Source organism: Methanosphaera cuniculi (genome assembly GCF_003149675.1).
GTDB lineage: Archaea > Methanobacteriota > Methanobacteria > Methanobacteriales > Methanobacteriaceae > Methanosphaera > Methanosphaera cuniculi.
Genome location: NZ_LWMS01000042.1, coordinates 157,122 through 177,458 on the forward strand (window position 1 = coordinate 157,122; position 20,337 = coordinate 177,458).

At 26.3% G+C, this 20,337-nt stretch carries 14 protein-coding genes; 8 read left to right on the forward strand and 6 right to left on the reverse strand.

The genetic code is table 11. The features are described 5' to 3' along the window. Positions 1 to 441 precede the first annotated feature (441 nt). The 5 genes from MSCUN_RS06195 (at position 442) to MSCUN_RS06215 (ending at position 9,329) form a co-directional block, all read left to right on the forward strand. Positions 442 to 2,103 carry a beta strand repeat-containing protein gene (locus MSCUN_RS06195; protein WP_109583013.1) on the forward strand — a complete coding sequence of 554 codons (1,662 nt, stop codon included), beginning with the start codon at positions 442 to 444 and terminating at the stop codon, positions 2,101 to 2,103. Then, complete coding sequence (locus MSCUN_RS06200) at positions 2,091 to 4,874, forward strand: hypothetical protein (RefSeq protein ID WP_109583015.1); 2,784 nt, start codon at positions 2,091 to 2,093, stop codon at positions 4,872 to 4,874. Before MSCUN_RS06195 ends, MSCUN_RS06200 begins: the two co-directional genes overlap by 13 nt. A gap of 341 nt (positions 4,875 to 5,215) precedes the next feature. Then, positions 5,216 to 5,899 (forward strand): glycosyltransferase family 2 protein, encoded by a 684-nt coding sequence (locus MSCUN_RS06205; RefSeq protein WP_095608277.1) that lies wholly within the window; start codon positions 5,216 to 5,218, stop codon positions 5,897 to 5,899. Between the two features lie 128 nt (positions 5,900 to 6,027). Next, positions 6,028 to 7,164 carry a glycosyltransferase family 4 protein gene (locus MSCUN_RS06210; RefSeq protein WP_095608278.1) on the forward strand — a complete coding sequence of 379 codons (1,137 nt, stop codon included), beginning with the start codon at positions 6,028 to 6,030 and terminating at the stop codon, positions 7,162 to 7,164. A 140-nt stretch (positions 7,165 to 7,304) separates the two neighbouring features. Continuing rightward, entirely contained in the window at positions 7,305 to 9,329 is a 2,025-nt protein-coding gene (locus MSCUN_RS06215; protein WP_095608279.1) for an Ig-like domain-containing protein, read from the forward strand. Positions 9,330 to 9,397: 68 nt separating this feature from the next. Here the strand turns inward: MSCUN_RS06215 and MSCUN_RS06220 are convergent, their stop codons facing one another. Continuing rightward, on the reverse strand, positions 9,398 to 10,519 hold the full coding sequence (locus MSCUN_RS06220) for a glycosyltransferase family 4 protein (RefSeq protein WP_095608280.1): 1,122 nt from the start codon (positions 10,517 to 10,519) through the stop codon (positions 9,398 to 9,400). Between the two features lie 301 nt (positions 10,520 to 10,820). Here MSCUN_RS06220 and MSCUN_RS06225 point away from each other — a divergent pair, with 301 nt between their 5' ends. Genes MSCUN_RS06225 through MSCUN_RS06235 form a run of 3 tightly spaced genes read left to right on the forward strand, consistent with a single transcriptional unit; the run spans position 10,821 to position 15,609 of the window. Next, the gene (locus MSCUN_RS06225; RefSeq protein ID WP_095608281.1) at positions 10,821 to 11,951 is read left to right on the forward strand and encodes a glycosyltransferase family 4 protein; all 1,131 of its coding nucleotides are present in this window, start codon (positions 10,821 to 10,823) and stop codon (positions 11,949 to 11,951) included. A gap of 22 nt (positions 11,952 to 11,973) precedes the next feature. Then, positions 11,974 to 13,164: a glycosyltransferase family 4 protein gene (locus MSCUN_RS06230; RefSeq protein WP_095608282.1), complete on the forward strand. Its 1,191-nt coding sequence runs from the start codon at positions 11,974 to 11,976 to the stop codon at positions 13,162 to 13,164. 60 nt (positions 13,165 to 13,224) lie between these two features. After that, positions 13,225 to 15,609 (forward strand): DUF2206 domain-containing protein, encoded by a 2,385-nt coding sequence (locus tag MSCUN_RS06235; RefSeq protein ID WP_095608283.1) that lies wholly within the window; start codon positions 13,225 to 13,227, stop codon positions 15,607 to 15,609. 347 nt (positions 15,610 to 15,956) lie between these two features. On the opposite strand, the gene MSCUN_RS06240 is transcribed toward MSCUN_RS06235, so the two are convergent. From MSCUN_RS06240 to MSCUN_RS06260, 5 genes are all read right to left on the reverse strand, one after another. After that, positions 15,957 to 16,589, reverse strand: a complete 633-nt coding sequence (locus tag MSCUN_RS06240; protein WP_095608284.1) for a TM2 domain-containing protein — start codon at positions 16,587 to 16,589, stop codon at positions 15,957 to 15,959. A gap of 226 nt (positions 16,590 to 16,815) precedes the next feature. Further along, a complete protein-coding gene (locus MSCUN_RS06245; RefSeq protein WP_095608285.1) occupies positions 16,816 to 17,484 on the reverse strand; it encodes a YczE/YyaS/YitT family protein in 669 nt (222 codons plus the stop codon). A gap of 59 nt (positions 17,485 to 17,543) precedes the next feature. Further along, the gene (locus MSCUN_RS06250; RefSeq protein ID WP_095608286.1) at positions 17,544 to 18,365 is read right to left on the reverse strand and encodes a hypothetical protein; all 822 of its coding nucleotides are present in this window, start codon (positions 18,363 to 18,365) and stop codon (positions 17,544 to 17,546) included. After that, positions 18,362 to 19,270, reverse strand: a complete 909-nt coding sequence (locus MSCUN_RS06255; protein WP_095608287.1) for a hypothetical protein — start codon at positions 19,268 to 19,270, stop codon at positions 18,362 to 18,364. The genes MSCUN_RS06250 and MSCUN_RS06255 overlap by 4 nt, the downstream gene beginning before the upstream one ends. 137 nt (positions 19,271 to 19,407) lie before the next feature. After that, complete coding sequence (locus MSCUN_RS06260; protein WP_095608288.1) at positions 19,408 to 19,749, reverse strand: hypothetical protein; 342 nt, start codon at positions 19,747 to 19,749, stop codon at positions 19,408 to 19,410. Between the last annotated feature and the right edge of the window lie 588 nt (positions 19,750 to 20,337).

Consider the following 20,337-nt stretch of genomic DNA (forward strand, 5'->3'; position numbering starts at 1 on the left):
TAAAAAAAAGTAAAATTAAAATATAAAAAATAGCTTAATTAAAATTAAAGAATATTTTAATAAAAAAATAAGGTTTTGAAGAAAATCTATAATTTTTTTAGAAAATAAGTAATAAAAATTCAATTCTTTAAAAACAATAATGATACATAAAAAAAATCATATAACAATTGATTCAAAACACATACAGATAAGACCTCACAACGCACAAAAAAGAACCAAAATTCGGTATAAAATTTGAATACTAATAATAAAATATATCAAAAGTACAAACTCAAAAAATATATTTTATAATATTTATCAATCAATTCCATGAAAAAAGTAAAAAAATAGGATCTCTACAAAGCCTAAAAATAAAATATTCTTCTCTTCATTTTTTTAAAGTCTTGATGAAATTTTAGAAAAAAAGAAGATGAATCAAAAAAAATTGGAGATTACTTACTTATGAAATACAAAAAATCTAAATTTTTATTAATAGGATTACTTGTACTTTCAATACTAATAAGCATAAGTGCAATCAACGCAACAGATAATAATACAATCAACATAAACACAATAACAGCAAACAATACACAAGACACAATAAACACACAAACCTCCAACAATAATAATGAAAAGAGTATTAAAAGTACAATAAAATCAGAAAATAAAAATAAGACTGTGAAAAAAGAAAACACAGCAAACAACTATGAAGAACTATACAACACAATCGAAACAATCAAGAATACAGGAACAAACAGTGAAGAAACAATAACACTAAGTCCAGGAAATTATAATATAACAAAACCAATAAACTGGGGAAACACAACACAAACAACAAAAACCTTAATAATCAATGGAAATGGAATAACACTAGATGGAGAAGGAAAATACCAATTTATAACAGTAGAAAGAGAATACACACTGAATCTAGAAAATATAAAAATCCAAAATTGTAACAGCACATACGGAGCAATAATATATAACAATGGAACTGTAACAATAAAAAACTCAACATTCATAAATAACACAGGGAAAGATCATGGTGGAGTAAACTATAACAACAAAGGTACTTTAACTATAACACATTCAAATTTCACAAATAACAATGCAACAAATAATGGTGGAGTAAACTATAACAACAATGGTAATTTAACTATAACAAATTCAAACTTCACAAATAACCATGCAACAAATGGTGGAGTAAACTATAACAACTATGGTAATTTAACTATAACAAATTCAAACTTCACAAATAACAATGCACAATTGAGGAGTGGAGTAAACTACAACTATGGTAATTTAGACATAAACTTATCTAATTTTATAAATAACACATCAGCAAATGGTGGAGTAAACTATAACTATAAAAATTTAACTATAACAGATTCAAACTTCACAAATAACCATGTAACAAATGATGGTGGAGTAAACGGTAACATTGGTAATTTAACTATAACAGATTCAAACTTCATAAATAACCATGCAAATGTTGGAGGAATAAACTATAACAACAAGGGTAATTTAACTATAACAAATTCAAACTTCACAAATAACCATGCAACAAATGGTGGAGTAAACTGTAACAATGGTACCTTAACCATAACAGGTTCAAACTTCACAAATAACCATGCAGTAAATGGTGGAGTAAACAATAATACTAGTAATTTAACTATAACAGATTCAAACTTCACAAATAACAATGCAACACATGGTGGAGTAAACAATAACAATGGGATCTTAACTATAACAAATTCAAACTTCACAAATAACAATGCAACACATGGTGGAGTAAATAATAACAATGGTAATTTAGACATAAACTTATCTAATTTTATAAATAACACATCAGAAAATGGTGGAGTAAACAATAACAATGGTAATTTAGACATAAACTTATCTAATTTTATAAATAACACATCAGAAAATGGTGGAGTAAACAATAACAACAATGGTAATTTAACTATAACAAATTCAAACTTCACAAATAACAATGCAACAAATAATGGTGGAGTAAACAATAACAATGGGATCTTAACTATAACAGGTTCAAACTTTAAAGGTAATACAGCAATAGAAAAGGAGGATGTAACTATAATAATAACTATGCTAATATGTCTATCATAGATTCTAACTTTACTGAAAATAAACTTATAGGAAGAAGTGTAATTTATAGTGATGGAACTCTCATTGTTAATAATTCAAATTTCATTAATAGTTATGATTCTAATGGTACTACCATTTATGATACTAATTCCTTAATTATTGGTAATTCATCCATAATTATTAATTTTGAAGTAGAACCTTTAAAATTAACCACGATCAAATCTCCAATAGTTTACACCAAAATTACTCCAAATGAAGTAAACTTCACAATAAATAACAATGAAACATACACAACATCTGAAGATGAAAACTTTAAAACAACACAAATATTAGGATTTGGAAATAACACAGTTCAAATAACATCAGATGATCCAATATATGATACAAATACAATTCAATTAAAATATGAAGTTATATCAAAAGTAACAATACAAAACCAGACACTACCAACTACAACAATAAAAACATTAACAAACAAAACAATAAAAGAAGAAATAAAAGATACAAATGGAAATACCCTGATTAAAAACATAAAAGCAACAGTAACAATATTAGATAAAACATATAACACAACAATTACAAATGGAACTCTTAACATTCAACTTGAAACAGACAAACTACCAAGCGAAATATATAATATTACAATAACAATCCCAGAAAATGAATACTACTACGAAGCAACAATAAAACAACAATTAAACATTGAAAAAAGAATCATACAAAACCAGACACTACCAACTACAACAATAAAAATACAAGAAAACTACACAATAAACACAATAGTAAAAGATGAAAATGGAAATCCACTCGTAGGAACAAACAATGTAACAATCCAAATAAACAATGAAACAATAAAAACAACAATAACAGATGGAGTTTTAAACATAGTACTTCCAACAGATAAAATGGAAGCAAATACCTATACATTCACAGTAAATATAGAAGAAAACAACATATACAACGCAGGTCAAATAACAGGAACACTAACAATTCAAAAACGTGATGCAAACATAACAATGAATGTAACAATACCAGTAACAACTGGAAATGTAATAGCAAATGTAACAGTGACAGATAATGGAAATCCAGTAAATGGTAGTGTAATATTTAAAGTTGACAATGAAACATTCAATGTGACAATAGTAGATGGAAAAGCACAACTAAACTACACACTACCAAGTGATATAGAAGCTGGAGAACATAACATAACAGCAGAACTTGAAAATCCAATATACAATGCAAATAATATAACAGGAACATTTACAGTTACAAAACTAGATATTGCAAATACAACAATCAATGCAACAATAAAAACACTAGAAAACTATACAATAAATACAATAATAAAAGATACAAATGGAAATCCACTCGTAGGAACAAACAATGTAACAGTTGAAATAAATGGTGAAACAATAAAAACAACAATAACAGATGGAGTTTTAAACATAACACTTCCAACAGACAAACTACCAAGCGAAATATATAATATTACAATAACAATCCCAGAAAATAAATACTACTACGAAGCAACAATAAAACAACAATTAAACATTGAAAAAAGAATCATACAAAACCAGACACTACCAACTACAACAATAAAAACATTAACAAACAAAACAATAAGTATAGTTATTAATGATACTGAAGGTAATACTTTATCTGGAAATATTAAAGCTGTAGTTAAAATTAATGGAGTAACACAAATAAGAACTACAATAGTAAATGGATTATTAAATGTTACACTTAAAACAGACACATTTAAAAATAAAAATTACGAAATAACAATAGTAGTTGGAGAAACAGGATATTATACAAGAGCTGAAATAAAACAACAATTAAACATTGAAAAAAGAATCATACAAAACCAGACACTACCAACTACAACAATAAAAACATTAACAAACAAAACAATAAGTATAGTTATTAATGATACTGAAGGTAATACTTTATCTGGAAATATTAAAGCTGTAGTTAAAATTAATGGAGTAACACAAATAAGAACTACAATAGTAAATGGATTATTAAATGTTACACTTAAAACAGACACATTTAAAAATAAAAATTACGAAATAACAATAGTAGTTGGAGAAACAGGATATTATACAAGAGCTGAAATAAAACAACAATTAACAATACAAAAAATACAACTAGAAACTTTAAAAATAACAACAACTACAAAATATTCATACGATAATCTAATTGTAAATGTAAAAATACAAGATAAACAAGCTAATCTTGTAAATAATGGATATGTAATCTTTAAGGTAGATGGACTAACATTAAAAGATGCAACAGGCAATTCAATAAAAGTAAAAGTAGAAAATGGAACAGCCATACTTAACATAACTAAAACATTAACAACAAGACAACACAATTTAACAGTAGTATATGATGGAGAAAATATATATGAACAAACAAGAGAAACAATAAACTTCACAATAAAAAAAAGAGCATTACAAAACATAACAATTAATAATATAACACAACTAAAAGGACAAAACACAAAAATAAACATAACATTAAAAGACCAATTTAATGAACAAATAAAAGGAGAAACAAAAATAGCTGTTAAAATCAATGAAAAAACGTCTACACAAACAACAATAAAAGACGGACAATTAGAAATAGAAATTCCAACAGAAAAACTAAATCAGAAAACATACCCTATAACAATAAAAATCGAAGAAAACCATGAATATAAATCACTGCCAATAGAATTTAACATAACAATAATAACAGAAAAATTAATAAAACAAACAACAGTAGGGGAAAAATATACAATAACAGCATGAAATAAATAATCTCAGAAAAAAAATAAAATAGGAAGGATATAAAAAAAATATTATCAATAATTTTCTTCCTTTTACTTATTTCTTTTTTTTTCATTATTATCTGAAAAATTATTATCACTACTTTTTTTCTTTTTCCTAAAATTTTTTTTATATGTTTTTAATAAAAATAATAATACTTTTTTTTCTTTAAAATAAAACTTGATAAAAGTTAAAAATAATACTACTATAAAAGCTTATAATATAATTTAACAAATATTATAAATAAAGAAAAAAAGAAAGAAGATTTTTTTTATCATTAGTTAAAAAAAGAATTAAATAAAAAAAAAAGGGAATTAAAAAATATGAAAGTATCATTTGTTATACCAGCTTTAAATGAGGAAGGAATTGTTGGAAAAACCATAAAAAGTATACCAAAAAAACAAATACAAGATAAAGGATATGATGTTGAAATAATAGTTGTAAATAACAATTCAACAGATAATACACAAAAAGAAGCAGAAGATGCTGGAGCTACAGTATATCTTGAAATGAAACGTGGATATGGAAATGCTTATAAAAGAGGATTTAAAGAAGCAACAGGTGACATTATTATAATGGGAGATGCAGATGGAACATATCCTCTTGAACAATCACAGGAGTTTATTGATAAAATTGTAGATGAACATTGTGATTTTGTTATAGGATCAAGATTTGATGGAACAATAGAAGATGGAGCAATGCCAGCATTACATCAGTATATTGGAAATCCTATGTTAACAAAAATGTTAAACATACTTTTCAACTGTAACTATTCAGATACTCATTGTGGAATGCGTGCATTTACAAAAGATGCAGTAAATAAGATGAATCTTACAGCAGATGGTATGGAATTTGCAATAGAAATGGTAATTGAAGCATCAGAAAAGAATCTTAAAATAAGTGAAATACCAATCTATTATCGTAAACGTGGTGGAGGAGAAGCTAAGCTAAGCTCATTTAATGATGGATGGAGACACATTAAATACATGCTACAAAGAAGATTCTAAAAACAAAGTAAAACCTTCTTTTATAAATAAACACCTCTCTTTTTTTTGATTACTTTCATATTTTTTTTTAAACACAAATTTTTTTTATTTAATTAATACATAATTTTTTTAGGAGTTAGGATATTTACATGAAAATTGCATTTATCTATGATACAGTATATCCATGGGTTACAGGAGGAGCTGAACGAAGAATATATGAAATTGCTAAAAGACTCTCAGCTAAAGGACATGATGTTCATATATATTCACTTGGTTTCTGGATGAATGACCCTGAATATAAAGATCAAAAACAAATCATATATGATGGTATTACACATCATAGTATAGGAAATAGTATGGATCTTTACACAAATGATGATAAAAGATCTATACATGAAGCATTATATTTTGCACGATGTCTACTTAGTGTTGATTTTAGTGACTTTGACATTATAGATGTACAAGGATTTCCATACTTTTCATGTTACACAACCAGGTTAAAAAGGGGAAATTCAAAGCTTATCATCACACTTCATGAAGTTTGGAATAACTACTGGTATGAATACATGGGAAAAATAGGTTTTATTGGTAAAATTGTTGAAAAAGGAATAATGTATCTTACAGATAACATAATCTGTGTATCAGATAATACATATGCTAATATGCAGGAAATTAAAACACCAAAAAATAGTACTGTTATTGAAAATGGTGTAAACATAGAACAAATAATGAATATCAAAAAATCAACTGATGAATTTGATGTTATCTATGCAGGTCGTCTTATTTTTGAAAAACATGTAGATTTACTAATTGATGCTATAAGTATCCTAAAAAAAGATAATTCTCATATTAAATGTTGTATTATTGGTAATGGACCTATGAAAGATAAACTTACACAAAAAGCTAAAGACTTAAATTTAGAAGATAATATTGAATTTAAAGACTTTTGTACAAATCAAGATGATCTTTATAGTTATATGAAAAGTTCCAAAGTTTTTATTCTTCCATCAACACGTGAGGGTTTTGGAATTGTTATAATTGAAGCTAATGCATGTGGTATTCCAACAATAACAATTGATGCTCCAATGAATGCAGCAAAATCATTGATAAGTAATAAAAATGGTTTAATATCAGAAGATAATCCAGAAGATCTTGCAGATAAGATACAAACAATACTAGATAATGATATCTTTAAGGGGGATGATTGTATTGAATTTGCAAAAGATTATGATTGGAATATGATAACAGATAAAACAGAGAAATTCTATCAAGAAATACTAAAATAAAACCTTATTTAAAGTTTATGGATAAAGTATTTAAATAAATGACTAATAATAAGTAATAAAGGAATTATAACATTACAATTATCAAATCATAAAATAAGTATTAAATAGCTTATTTTCTGATATATAGATAAAAATAGGAGTTGTTATTCATTAAAAAAGTACTTCTCTTAGTACTATCACTTATAATATTAACTAGTATAGCAGGTATTAATGCTGCTGATAATACTAGTAATTTAAATAAAGATAATATTAATACATGTAGTACTTCAACTATTAATGATGATTTATCAATAAATCAGGTTAATATACAAAAGGAAAATATAAAAACAAATGAAACAAAGAAACTAGAAACAAAAAATACAAATAAGACTCTTAAAACTGAAACAAAAAAACAAGCTGTATCAATGAGTGTGTCAAATAAAACAACACCATATCAGAGTAAAATACAACTAGTATCCACCGTAAAAGCTAAAAATGGATCAAACATAACAGGTGGTGAAGTTGTATTTAAAATAAATGATAATACAATCGGACGAAGTCCACTTAAAAATTCAAAAGCATACTTTATATATAATCCTGGAAATAATGTGCCTAAAAACTATAAAATAACAGCAAAATACACAGGAACAAATACATACAGCAATGCAACAGCTATTGGAACACTAAAAATTGACAAACGAACCATCCGCGTAACATTAGTAGATAAAAGTGTAACTCATGGCGATAACATACAACTAATAGCAACAGCAGTAAATAACCAAAATAAATATCTATCTAGTGGTAAAGTTGCATTTAAACTTAATGGAAACACAATAGGATATTCAAATATTAAAAATGGAAAAGCAAACTTCATACTAAATACAACAAGATATAGTGCAAAAACCTATAAAGTATCAGTAACAGTAGGTGAAACAAGCACCACACTTAAAGGAACATCAAACATAGCAAATCTTAAAATTCTACCAATAGAAGTTAGAATGAGTGTATCAAACAAGTCAATATATAAAACACAAAACGTCGAATATGTAGCAACAGTTGTAAATTCAAAAACAGGAAAATACGTAAATAAAGGACGTATACAATTTAAGCTCAACGGAAGCACAATAGGATTTGGAGCTGTTAAAAACGGAAAAGCATACATTACACAATATAATGTAAACCTACCTGATGGAACATACACAATAACAGGAATATACTCAGCAGATAATACTAATTCAAAACAAGCAAATGGAAATCTTAAAGTTACCACACTAAAATTCACATATAATGAAGTAAAAAATGCAGCAGTATATCTAAGAAATCATTATGAATCAAATCAGATAATAAAAACTGTTCCAATAAAATCAACACAGATAGATGTATATTCATACTTCACAGTATTACTTCACACACTAAAAAATATAAAGAACAACAAAGCATCCCAAAGCGTTGAATATGTATACTATGATGGAATAGGAAATCATGCAGATAATATAAAAGGACAAACATTAACACTCAATGAAATGCTAAAAATAGCAAATAGTGTACTTAGTCATTATCAAACACAACATAAAGCACCAACATACATAGTTTATAATTCACAGAAGTTTGGATTTTATAATATGCTCTACTCATTTTCAAAAATGATAGATGTATCATCAAAAACCTATCTTCCAGCAACATGTAAAATATACAACTGGAACACAATACATCCAACAAATTCAAAAGTTCGTACAATCTACATATCAAGTGATAACATACTATCAAAAACTAAAGACACAGCATTTATGAATGAAATTAAAAAACAACTAGTAAATCGTGGATATAAAGTTGAAATTATAGGTTTAGGACCTAATACTCATAATAAAATAAGAACAGAAACACAGCCTGATAATATTGCTCAACTTTCAATCTTTGGAGGAGCAGATGCTGGAGTAATATATGATGTATCAACAAGAAGCTTTATGCGTGCAAAAGCAAACAGACTTCTATACTTTGCATTCTATCCAACAGCAAAAGATATAACAAATCTAAGTTGGCTTGAACGTGCACATGATAACTATAGTCCAAGTAGTTTTAAAGGAATTGCAAATCCTGATAAATACTTAAGAAGTTATGGTTATGATTATGTTTACTCAGGAGAAGTTTCAGAAATAGTAAATAGCTTCCTTGAATATATTAACTAAAAAAAATAATAAGGAGATGGGAATTTAATTCTATCCTCCCCCCTTTTTTTCTCATTTTTTCTCATTTTTTAACTTTTTTTAACTTTTTTTATTGCATTATCAAATGCATTAGTCATATTTTTATACTGATATTTTTTATCAATTATTTCTTTAGATTTTTTTGACATTGATTCTTCTATTTTAGGATTTGATATTATTTCATCCATTTTAATGTAGAGTTCATCAGGATTTCTTTGTTTTACCATGTAGCCATTATCTTCTATCATATCATATGCAGCTCCTACTGCATCTGTTGCTATTACTGGATTTGAATAATACATTGCTTCATTTAGTATGAATACCCATGGATCTCCCATTTCATCATCAGTAGATGGTACTACTACAAGATTTGCCATTTGATAGTAGTCTTTAAGTTGGTTATTTGGAATTTTACCTGTAAAGGTGATATCTGGTATTTTATGGTCTTTTATGTATTTTTTAAGTGTTTTTTCTTCATCACCTTCACCTACTATGATTAGTCTTACATTTTCATGTTTTTTGTGTAGTTTTTTAAATGCTTTTATTAGGTAGATTACACCTTTTCTTTTAATTAGACGTCCTACATAGAGTATTGTTTTTATATTGGTATCTTGTGTTATATTTGGGTTGTATCCTTTGATGTTACTTACATTTGGCATGATGGTTATATTTTCAGGTTTAACTCCTAGTTTTTGGAAGTATTGTTTGTGTATAGTACCTGGTACTAGTATTTGATCTGCTTTTTGTGTTAGGTGTTTTATTGTTTTATCTAGTATTTTTTGTTTTATGTTATTTGGTCTTTTCCAGTCCCAGTCTTCTCTCCATATGATAAATGGTATGTTATGTTTATGTGCATATCTGCTTATTTTTATAGTTTCTCGTAATTCTGCTATACTATCCCAACTTCCACCTATTATTATGTCATAGTCTTCTTTTAGTATTTTATCAAGGTTTTGTGTATTGCCTTTTTTATCATTTTCAAGAATGGTATAATTTACATCTTCAAGTCCTTTAATATTTCTTGTAGTAGTACTATTGTAAATTGATGATATTACTTCAAAATGTGTAAATACAAGATGCAAATCATAATTTAATGCAAGCTGTTTAAAAAAAGGTATTCTATACCACATGGCAGTATTATGTATGAATAATATTTTAAGTTTTTCTGTCAAAATAATCAAATCTCCAAATTTAGTCCCAAAAAAAAATTTTATTAGAATCTAATGACTATTTCTATAATTAAATATAAAAAAAAGTTTAGTACAATTTTTCTTTTAAATAAAAAAAAACCATAAGAAAAAAATAAAATAAAATTATTATCTTACCTGATGTTAATTATAAAAATTCTATTATAGCATTGTTTTTAAATATAATAATATAAAGAATTAAATTTTTATAAAAAAAAAGAAGAAGAAAATTAATTTTATCATTTTACCCAAAAAAAATGTTTTTCATACGGAGGTTGATGTTATCTTGAAAGTTATTCAAACACCAGTACGTTTTTATCCTTTTATTGGAGGAGTAGAACAGTATGTATATTATATTTCAAAACAACTAGTTAAGTACGATGATTGTGAAGTTGATGTAATATGTGCAAATGAACCTGAAAGCCCTAAATTTGAAACATACGAAGGGATTAATATTAAAAGATTAGATTATAAAGGTAAGGTTGCAAATACAAATGTTACACCATCATTACCAAATGTTTTATCAAGTACTGACTTTGATATTATTCATACTCATATTCCAACACCATGGAGTGCTGATTGGAGTAATATAATAGCAAGACGTAAAGATAAACCACTTATTGTAACATATCATAATGATATTATAGGATCAGGATTTGCAAATGTCATAGCAAATGTATATAATAAAACAGCACTTAAATACCTCCTAAATAAGGCAGATAGAATAATAATAACACAGGATGATTATATAAACTCACCTCATCTTACAAATTATAAAGATAAAATCATAACAATACCAAATGGAGTAGATACAACACTATTTAAACCACAAGATAAACGAAACCATAACCAAATCTTCTTTTTAAGTGTACTTGATCGCTTCCATAAATATAAGGGACTTGACTACCTACTTGAAGCACTAAGTGAAGTTAAAAAAACAATACCTGATGTAAAACTAGTAGTAGGAGGAAAAGGTGAACTACTAGATTATTATAAACAAAAAACACAAAAACTAGGAATCCAAGATAATGTTGAATTTAAAGGCTTTCTAACAGATGAAGAAGTAATAAACTACTACGCTACATCAGAATTATTCATACTACCATCAATCTCATCACTACAAGAAGGCTTTGGAATTGTAGTACTTGAAGCACTCTCATCAAAAACTCCAGTAATAAGCACAGATATAGTTGGAGTAGCAGATGATGTAATAAAAACAAACAGTGGAATAATAATACCACCAAAAGATGTAAAAGCACTAAAAGAAAGCATTATTAAAATACTAAAAGATCCTGAGCTTCAAAAAAATATGGGTGAAAATGGACGAAAACTAGTACAACAAAAATATGAATGGAAACAAATAGCAGAAGACATTCACACACTATATCATGAAGTAATAGATGAATATAACAAATAAAAGAGAATGGTTTTGATATATTATGAAAATATGCTACATATCCAACATGTATCCACCAGCAATACTTGGAGGAGCTGAAATAATAGTTCAAAAAATGGCACAAGCCATGAAAAAAAGAGGACATGAAGTAATTATAATAACTACAAGCCCTGATAACCAACAACACATAATAGATGATGATAAAATTAAAGTTTATCAACTAAATACAACACGATTATATCAGCCATACCAACAAACACAAGTTAGTGGAATTAAAAAGCCATTATGGCACTTATTTGACTTATGGAATAATAAAACTAAAAAAGAGGTAATAAAAATACTTCGTAAAGAAGATGTTGATATTGTTCATCTTAATAACTATAAAGGACTTTCAATGGCAATATTTGATGTAACAAGTAATCTTAACATACCACTTGTATTTGAATCACATGATTTTTCACTAATATGTCCAAGAGCAAATCTAATACGAGCAAATAACACACTATGCAAAAAACCAAACTTCATATGCTCACAATACATTAATATTCAGAAAAAACTACTAGATGATAATGTAGATCTTCTCATTGCACCATCTAATTTTATGATAAACAAATACCATGAAAATGGATTCTTTAACAACACAAAATCTGTTAAAATACCACTTGCAATAGATAAAAAAACACAACATCATCCAAAAGATTATACTACAATTGACATTATGTATATTGGTAGTATGGGAAAACATAAAGGTGTAGATACACTAATAAATGCATTTAAACAAATACCAGATGATAACATACACTTACACCTGGTTGGTAAAGGATATGATCTTGATGAATTTAAAATGATGGCAAAAGATGATGAACGTATAACATTTCATGGCTATGTTGATAATGATAAAATATCAGAATTTTACAACATGGCAAATCTCATAGTTGTCCCATCAATATGCTATGATAACTCACCAATGGTAATATATGAAAGCTTTACACACTCAACACCAGTTATAGGTAGTAATATTGGAGGAATACCAGAACTTATCGATGATAATGTTAATGGACGCTTATTTAATCCAGGAGATGTTAATGACCTGAAAAATGTACTAGAAGATACAATAAAAGATACAAAAATATTACAAACATTAGAAGATAATGCATCTCACACACTTTCTGATAACTCAATGGATATAATGATAAAAAAACTTGAAGATGAATATGAAAAACTTATAAAATAAAAAAACAACCAATATAATTATAATAGAAACATAAGTTATCTTAAGGAATTATGAATAATTATGAAGATTAAAAACATATTTACATTAAATGATTGGGACTTTAAAAGTTTTGCAATAACAGTAATATTTATACAAGTATTAATGTGGATTGTAGGATTCATATCAAAAAGCAGAAATCACATCCCAATATTTAATGATATTATAACACTACTTTATCTTGGATTTATCCCAGGAGTTATAATACTAAGAGTACTGAAACTTCATGATCTTGGTAATACATTCACAGTCCTACTTAGTGTGGGTCTGAGTATTTTCTCAGTAATATCAGTGGGACTATTTATGAACCAAGTATATCCAAACTTTGGAATACATCATCCAATAGAAGTTATACCACTACTTTCTACATTTACAGTATATAACATGCTACTACTTCTTGGAGCATACTATTTTGATCGTGACTTTTCATCTGAAAGCTCATCAAAACTCAGCATAGAACTACTTACATCAAACCAATTCCTATGTCTATGTATTCTTCCACTAATTGCAATAATTGGAGCATATACTCTTCAATACTACAAAGTTAACTATATTCAAATACTACTTCTAATACTAATATGTATCATAATACTAGCAATGGCATGGGGATATCTTAAACGTGAATACTATCATATTGCAATCTTTTCAATAGCAATATCACTACTATATTACAGTGTACTAATCTCAAATCACATATGGGGTTATGACATATTCTTTGAATACCAGTTTGCAACATATGTTATTAAAAATGGTATCTGGGATTACATGTGGCCACATGCATATAATTCAATGCTTAGTGTAGTAATGTTTGGACCAATATTTAACAAACTATCAGGCATGACACTTACATGGATTTTAAAATTCATCTATCCATTCCTATTTTCACTAATAAGCATAGGACTATATAAGATATTTGAAAACCATACAGGACCTAAAATTGCATTTTTAGCAGCATTCTTTTTCATTGCTTATAATGGTTTTTCTTATGGTTGGATGGTGCAAATGGCACGTCAACAAATAGCAGAAATATTCTTAGTACTACTTGTATGGCTTATGATAGATCGTAAAATACCTCAAAATAAGAGAAAATTCCTATATATGATATTTGGTGTAGGACTTATCTTTTCACATTATAGTGTAACATATCTATTCATGTTTGTACTACTTGCTACAATAATAACACTTGATATTCTTGGAAGTAGCTTTGGAAACATACTAAATACAATACTTATCAAACTTGGAGCAACACATAAATACTTTGGTAAATATTTTAAAGTAAAAAATCAGACAATAAGTCTTCCCATATCAATATTCTTTATTGGTGTTATCATAGTTTATTATAGCCTAACATCTGATAGTAAAGCTATAGCATCACTATTTGATGCACTTAGAATTGTTACAAAAAATGTAAATTCAATAGTATCAATAAATCCAATGATAATACTAGCAGCTATTGGTGGAGCATTAATACTTCTAGTACTACTATATAAGATATTTAAGAAAATATCAAAAGATCGAGATATAGATGATATTAAATCATACAATATCTTACATACATTTAAAGATAAACTTAAACATCTTAGTTTAAGACGAAAACAAGAACTTATTGTATTTGTTACAATACTTGCATTTCTTCAAATCTGGTGGCCATTTAGATTCATGGATATTGTTAGTATTAATGCACAACGTGTAATACTATTTTCAGTATACTTTATTCTTATTGGATATATTATGAATATAATACGACCAAATTATTATCATTTTACAAAAGAATACAATGCATTTGGACTCTTTAATTTGATAATACTTGCATGTGGACTTTACATACCAGCATTCAGAGGACAACTTAGCTTACAAAGAATATATGAAGTAACATTTGTGGTACTAGCACCATTTTGTATAATAGGATTATATCATATTAGTAACTCTGCATTATCACTAATACGAAAAATAGATATTAAAACACGAACCCGTACAACAATGAAGATAATTGGAATCTTTCTTGTAATATTCTTCATACTAAATACAGGACTAATAGACTTAGAAGTTGGACAAAGTTCAACTCTACCACTTGATAATACAATAGATGCACCAATATTTAGCCAAGGAGAATATGAAGCAGTATCCTGGTTTGGACATTATAAAACAAATGATGATAATGACACAGTATTTTCTGATGCATTTAGTAACATACTACTTTACTGGCTTAATGACATACGAACAACAAATCCAAAAAATATGTCAGAAATGGAACCTGGAAGTTATCTGTTTTTACGCTCGCATAACGTGAAACATACCACATTTTTATATGGAAATGGTGAATACATTCCACTAGATGAAGGAATAAATAAGTCAAGTAAAATTTATGATAATGGAGATTCACAAATATACAAACGTCTAACACCATAAACTCCCCTTACTTTACCCCCTTTTTTTTACCCATAACTTTTGTATAATTTTATGAAAATTAGCCTTTTTTTTAAATTAAAATATTTGAAAAAATTATAAGTAATAACTAAAAACTTATAACTAATAATAAACTAACTTATAAAAATAAAACATAGCCAAATCAGTAAATAAAGCACCTTATAAGCGTTTTACACAGATAATATTATAACTTATTACTATTTACTTAATAACATATAACTTATAACTTAGAGGAAAATAATAAAAAAAAGTATGAAAAAAAAGAGATAAGTTCTTAAAAAAAAATAAAGTTTTAGGAGTTTAAGTTTTAATTTTTAATACCAATAATCTTAGTATATTTCTCCACGATTATATTTGTCTACTTCTCCAAATACATCAATTAATGTGTAAATCCATATAATTAATCCTATAATTGTTGAAATAAAAAGAGTAAATATTCCAAAAACTCCACAAACTAGACATATTAAAAATATCATTACTCCTTTTCCCCATTCATTTAAGTAACAATAACCTGCACCTGCAATAAGAAATGCTAGAATAAATGCTATTACTTTACTTTTTTTATGAATTGGTCTTTGATTAGGATTATATCCTGGTTGTTGATATCCTTGATTATAACCTTGTTGTTGATATCCTTGTTGTTGGTATCCCTGATTATAACCTTGTTGTTGATATCCTTGTTGTTGTTGATTAATTGGTGGTTCTCCAAAGTATTCTTGTTGCTGTTGTTGTATTTGTTGTGGGTGTTGTTGTACATATTGTTGTTTATCAAATTGTGAGTCGTGATTATCTTGTGGTGTTGGTGTATATTCTATATTATCTTGTTGATTATCTTTTGATGATTGTACTACAAGTACTTCATCAGTAGTTGTATTTGCTTCATCTTTTTGAAGCTCTTCTCCACATACACTACACCGGGTAGCTATGGGATCATTTTCATGTTCACAAACTGGACATTTCATAGTGTTTCACGTCTTTATGTAAAATAATTTTAAAATCTAATTATAATATTTATTAATATTAGTTAATGTATTTATTTAGTATTTTAAAAATTCTAAATTATCTAACTTTTTTTTCATAAATAAGTAGTATTTTCATAAGCAAAAATCTGATAAAATAAGTAATTATAATAGTATGTGAAAAATAGTTTATTTTCTTATAAAAAAAAAATAAAATTAGGATTATTTTTTAGTTTGTTACAGGATTATCCTCATTTTTACCAAGTATCATTAGGGCTATTTTTTTATAGAATCGTATTATATATCCCACTACAATTCCTGCAAGTATTGTTCCCATTCCTACACCAACAAATCCTCCAAAATAGTATAATGATATTATTACAGCTATTATAACATTAGTTGAGTCAAATATCACTTTCATTTTCTCAAATTTTATTGAACTTACAGTACATATAGCTATTGATACTCCTTCTCCTGGTAGTATTACAGCATGTGAGTTTACCTCAAAAAATACTCCTAAAGCTATTACAAAACATCCAAGTATACATAATAATATTTGTTCTGTTGTATTTTGTGGTATTAGATTTGTTGTTAGTGATAAAGCAAAATCTATAAAGTATCCAAAGATTGTTGTTACAACTAATTGAAAAAGTTGTATTCTTGGAAATTTTGATCTTAGTATAAGTATTTGTATTAAAAGTAATAATGCGTTGAAGATTATTGTCAAGGTTCCAAGTGAAATATCTGTTGCAAATGATAATACATTTGGAATTGCTGATATTGGTGTTGTTCCTAGGTTACATCGTACTGATAAACATACACCCCATGACATTATGAATAATCCTATAATTAAAACTATGTAGTTTCTAAGTATTGTTTTAACTTTTATGTTATCCATTATATTATATATTTGTTTTTCATCATATTTAAAACAAAAAGAAAAAAAAGATGAAGAAATTAGTATATTTTTAGTTTTAAGATATAATTTTCATCATTTATCATGTTATATGTTGGTTTTATGTTATGTGTATCATATATGAGGTATGTGTTGTTGTTATTTTGTGTGTGGATGTAGATTGTTTGATTTTCATTTCTAGTTAATTTAGTAATTTCATCATTTATTGGGTTATTGTTGTTTGTTTTAAGTTTAATTTCATCATCATATGTATTTGTTATAATACATTCTTGTTGGATGTCAGATACCAGGTAGTATTTTCCATTTTTTAGTTTTTCATGATTTATTGTGTATGGAATGCAGTTATAGTTACTATTATGTTTAAGTGGACATGTTGTGTTGTTTTTATTTGAATTTATACTTGTTATGTTTATATCATAGTCTATTTTAACAGGCTTGCTTTTAACGTAGATATTGGTTTTATTTAAATCTGGTGTATTTTTTGTAAGTATTATTGTATGTGTACTATTTTCTAGTGTTAGTTCATAATTTAGATTATTAGGTATTAGTTGTTGTATTAGTTGTGGATTTTTTTTAAGTTTTTCTATTTTAGTATAACTTAGTTTTGAATGGTTTTCATCGTGTTTTAGTCCTATTATTATGTTGTCTGTATTTTTATCTTGCCAGTTTGTGGGTGTTCCTGTATTCATGGTTAGTGTGTTTATTGTATTTTGTGCTATTGTGTCTATTTCATGATGATTTAGTGTGTTTGATTGTTTTTCATTTATATTATATGTAAATCCTATTATTATTCCTGTTATGAGGGTAATTATTATGATGTATAATAATAGATCTGTTATTATTAGTTGACCATGTGTTTTCATAATAATCCGTACTTGTTTTTATGTCCTTTATCAAGGTAGAGATATGTAGTGTCATCTATCTGTGTGTATTGTCCGTTATATTGGTTTGTCTGGTTAAATAGTACATGATCTATTGATGTGATTGCTTTTTGTGTTTTAAATACTGGTATTATGAATGTTTCAAGACCATTATGTGGACATGTTGTCTGATTTTCCATACGACAAAATAGACATAATCCATCATGACTTATATGATAGTAGTGATTTTTAAGACAGTAATTAAATGTTTGATTACTATTTGCATGTTCATGATAATCTGAATATGGACATTTATGTATTATGTATCCTGAGTATGCATCATTATATGTGGATGTTAAGTTAGTATTGGTTTTGTATCGTACTATATTTTGTTGTTTTATTACTTTTGCTTTTAGAAATGGTTGTGGATCATATATTGGGTATTTATTATTTTCTAGTGTTACTTGTTGTGATGTTGTTTGTGTTATTTGACTTTTTTTATTTGCTGCATTTATTGTGTAGTTTATTTCTATTTTAAATGGGTCATTTGTTTGTTTAACTTGATTTATTATGCATTCTATTTGTATGTTATGTGTTTTTTGGTATTGTTGTGTTTTTGTATTTAGATTTTTTTGTAGTTGTTGTTTTATTGTTTGTTTTGCATCTTTTAGTGGTTTTTTTGTTTGTGTTTGATTTTGTGTTACTTCAGATACTGCTTTTTGTGTTTGTTGTGTTATTTCATCTTTATATGTTTGTGTTGTTTTTGTTAGTTTATCATTTTCTATTTGTGTGCTTGTTTGTTGTGTGTGGTGTTGGTTTTGATCTAGTGTTATTAGTATAATCATGAGAGCTGGTATTATCATAAGCAGTATTAGTGTTGTTGTTATGTATCCTTGATTATTTTTCATTAGAATTAGTATTAATATTACAAAGTATTATTTATATAATGTTTAATTTTATTAGAAGTTATTTATTATTTTTATCATAAATTAGAATAAAATATTAAAAAAAAGTATAAAAGAAGGAATTTTTTTTATATGATTTATTATTGTGTATCTTTTATTTTTACAGACAATACATCAGTTTTTAGTTTGTATTTATCATTATAGTATGTGTCATTTTCATCTATTATATCAAGTATTATTCTTAGATTTCCATCTGATAAAAATGGTAGTAATCTTGATTGGAAGCTTTCCCATTCATCTTCTAAGTCTAAATCTTCATATGTTCGACTTATCTTAGTTATATCTTCATACCATTCACCTTCTTGTTCATATTCTAGTTTTTCATCTACTGGAAATCCTATTGTTGTTATTTTGATTGTTACTGATATCTTATTTTCAGGATTTTGCATATCTTGTATTTGGTATTCTGCTATTTTATCCATTCTTATTCACGTACCATATTTTTTTGAGTTTATAATAAAAAATTTAATTGTTTTTTTCTTTTTTTATTATAGTTGTTAATTTTAATATATTTTTTCACTTTTATTATAATTCTTTTATTATATTTATATTAGAAAAAAAATAATTACATTAACTAAAGAATACATTTATTAATGATTAAAAAAAGGAATTCTTTTGAAAAATAAAATAATAATATTAAAAATGGGTTTTATAAACACTTTACTTTAACTATAACTAAAAACAATACAATATCCACTAAAAAAACACTAAAATATCAGTGAATAAATATAAAAAAAATAATAACACACTAATCTAATAAAATAGAACAGTAAAACTAATAATTTACTTAAAGAGTAAATAAATATGATAATTGTATTTTTGCAAAATATAACAAACATAATACAATAAACACAACTAAAATTAACAACAGAATAAATCTTTATTTTTATTATTATCTTTCCTTTATCCTTTTTTTAATAATCCATTCATATTTTAATTTTATATACTTATTTTTAATTAAATTATTAACTCTTCTTTACTTATTTTTTATTTTAAATCCTAATAAAGGG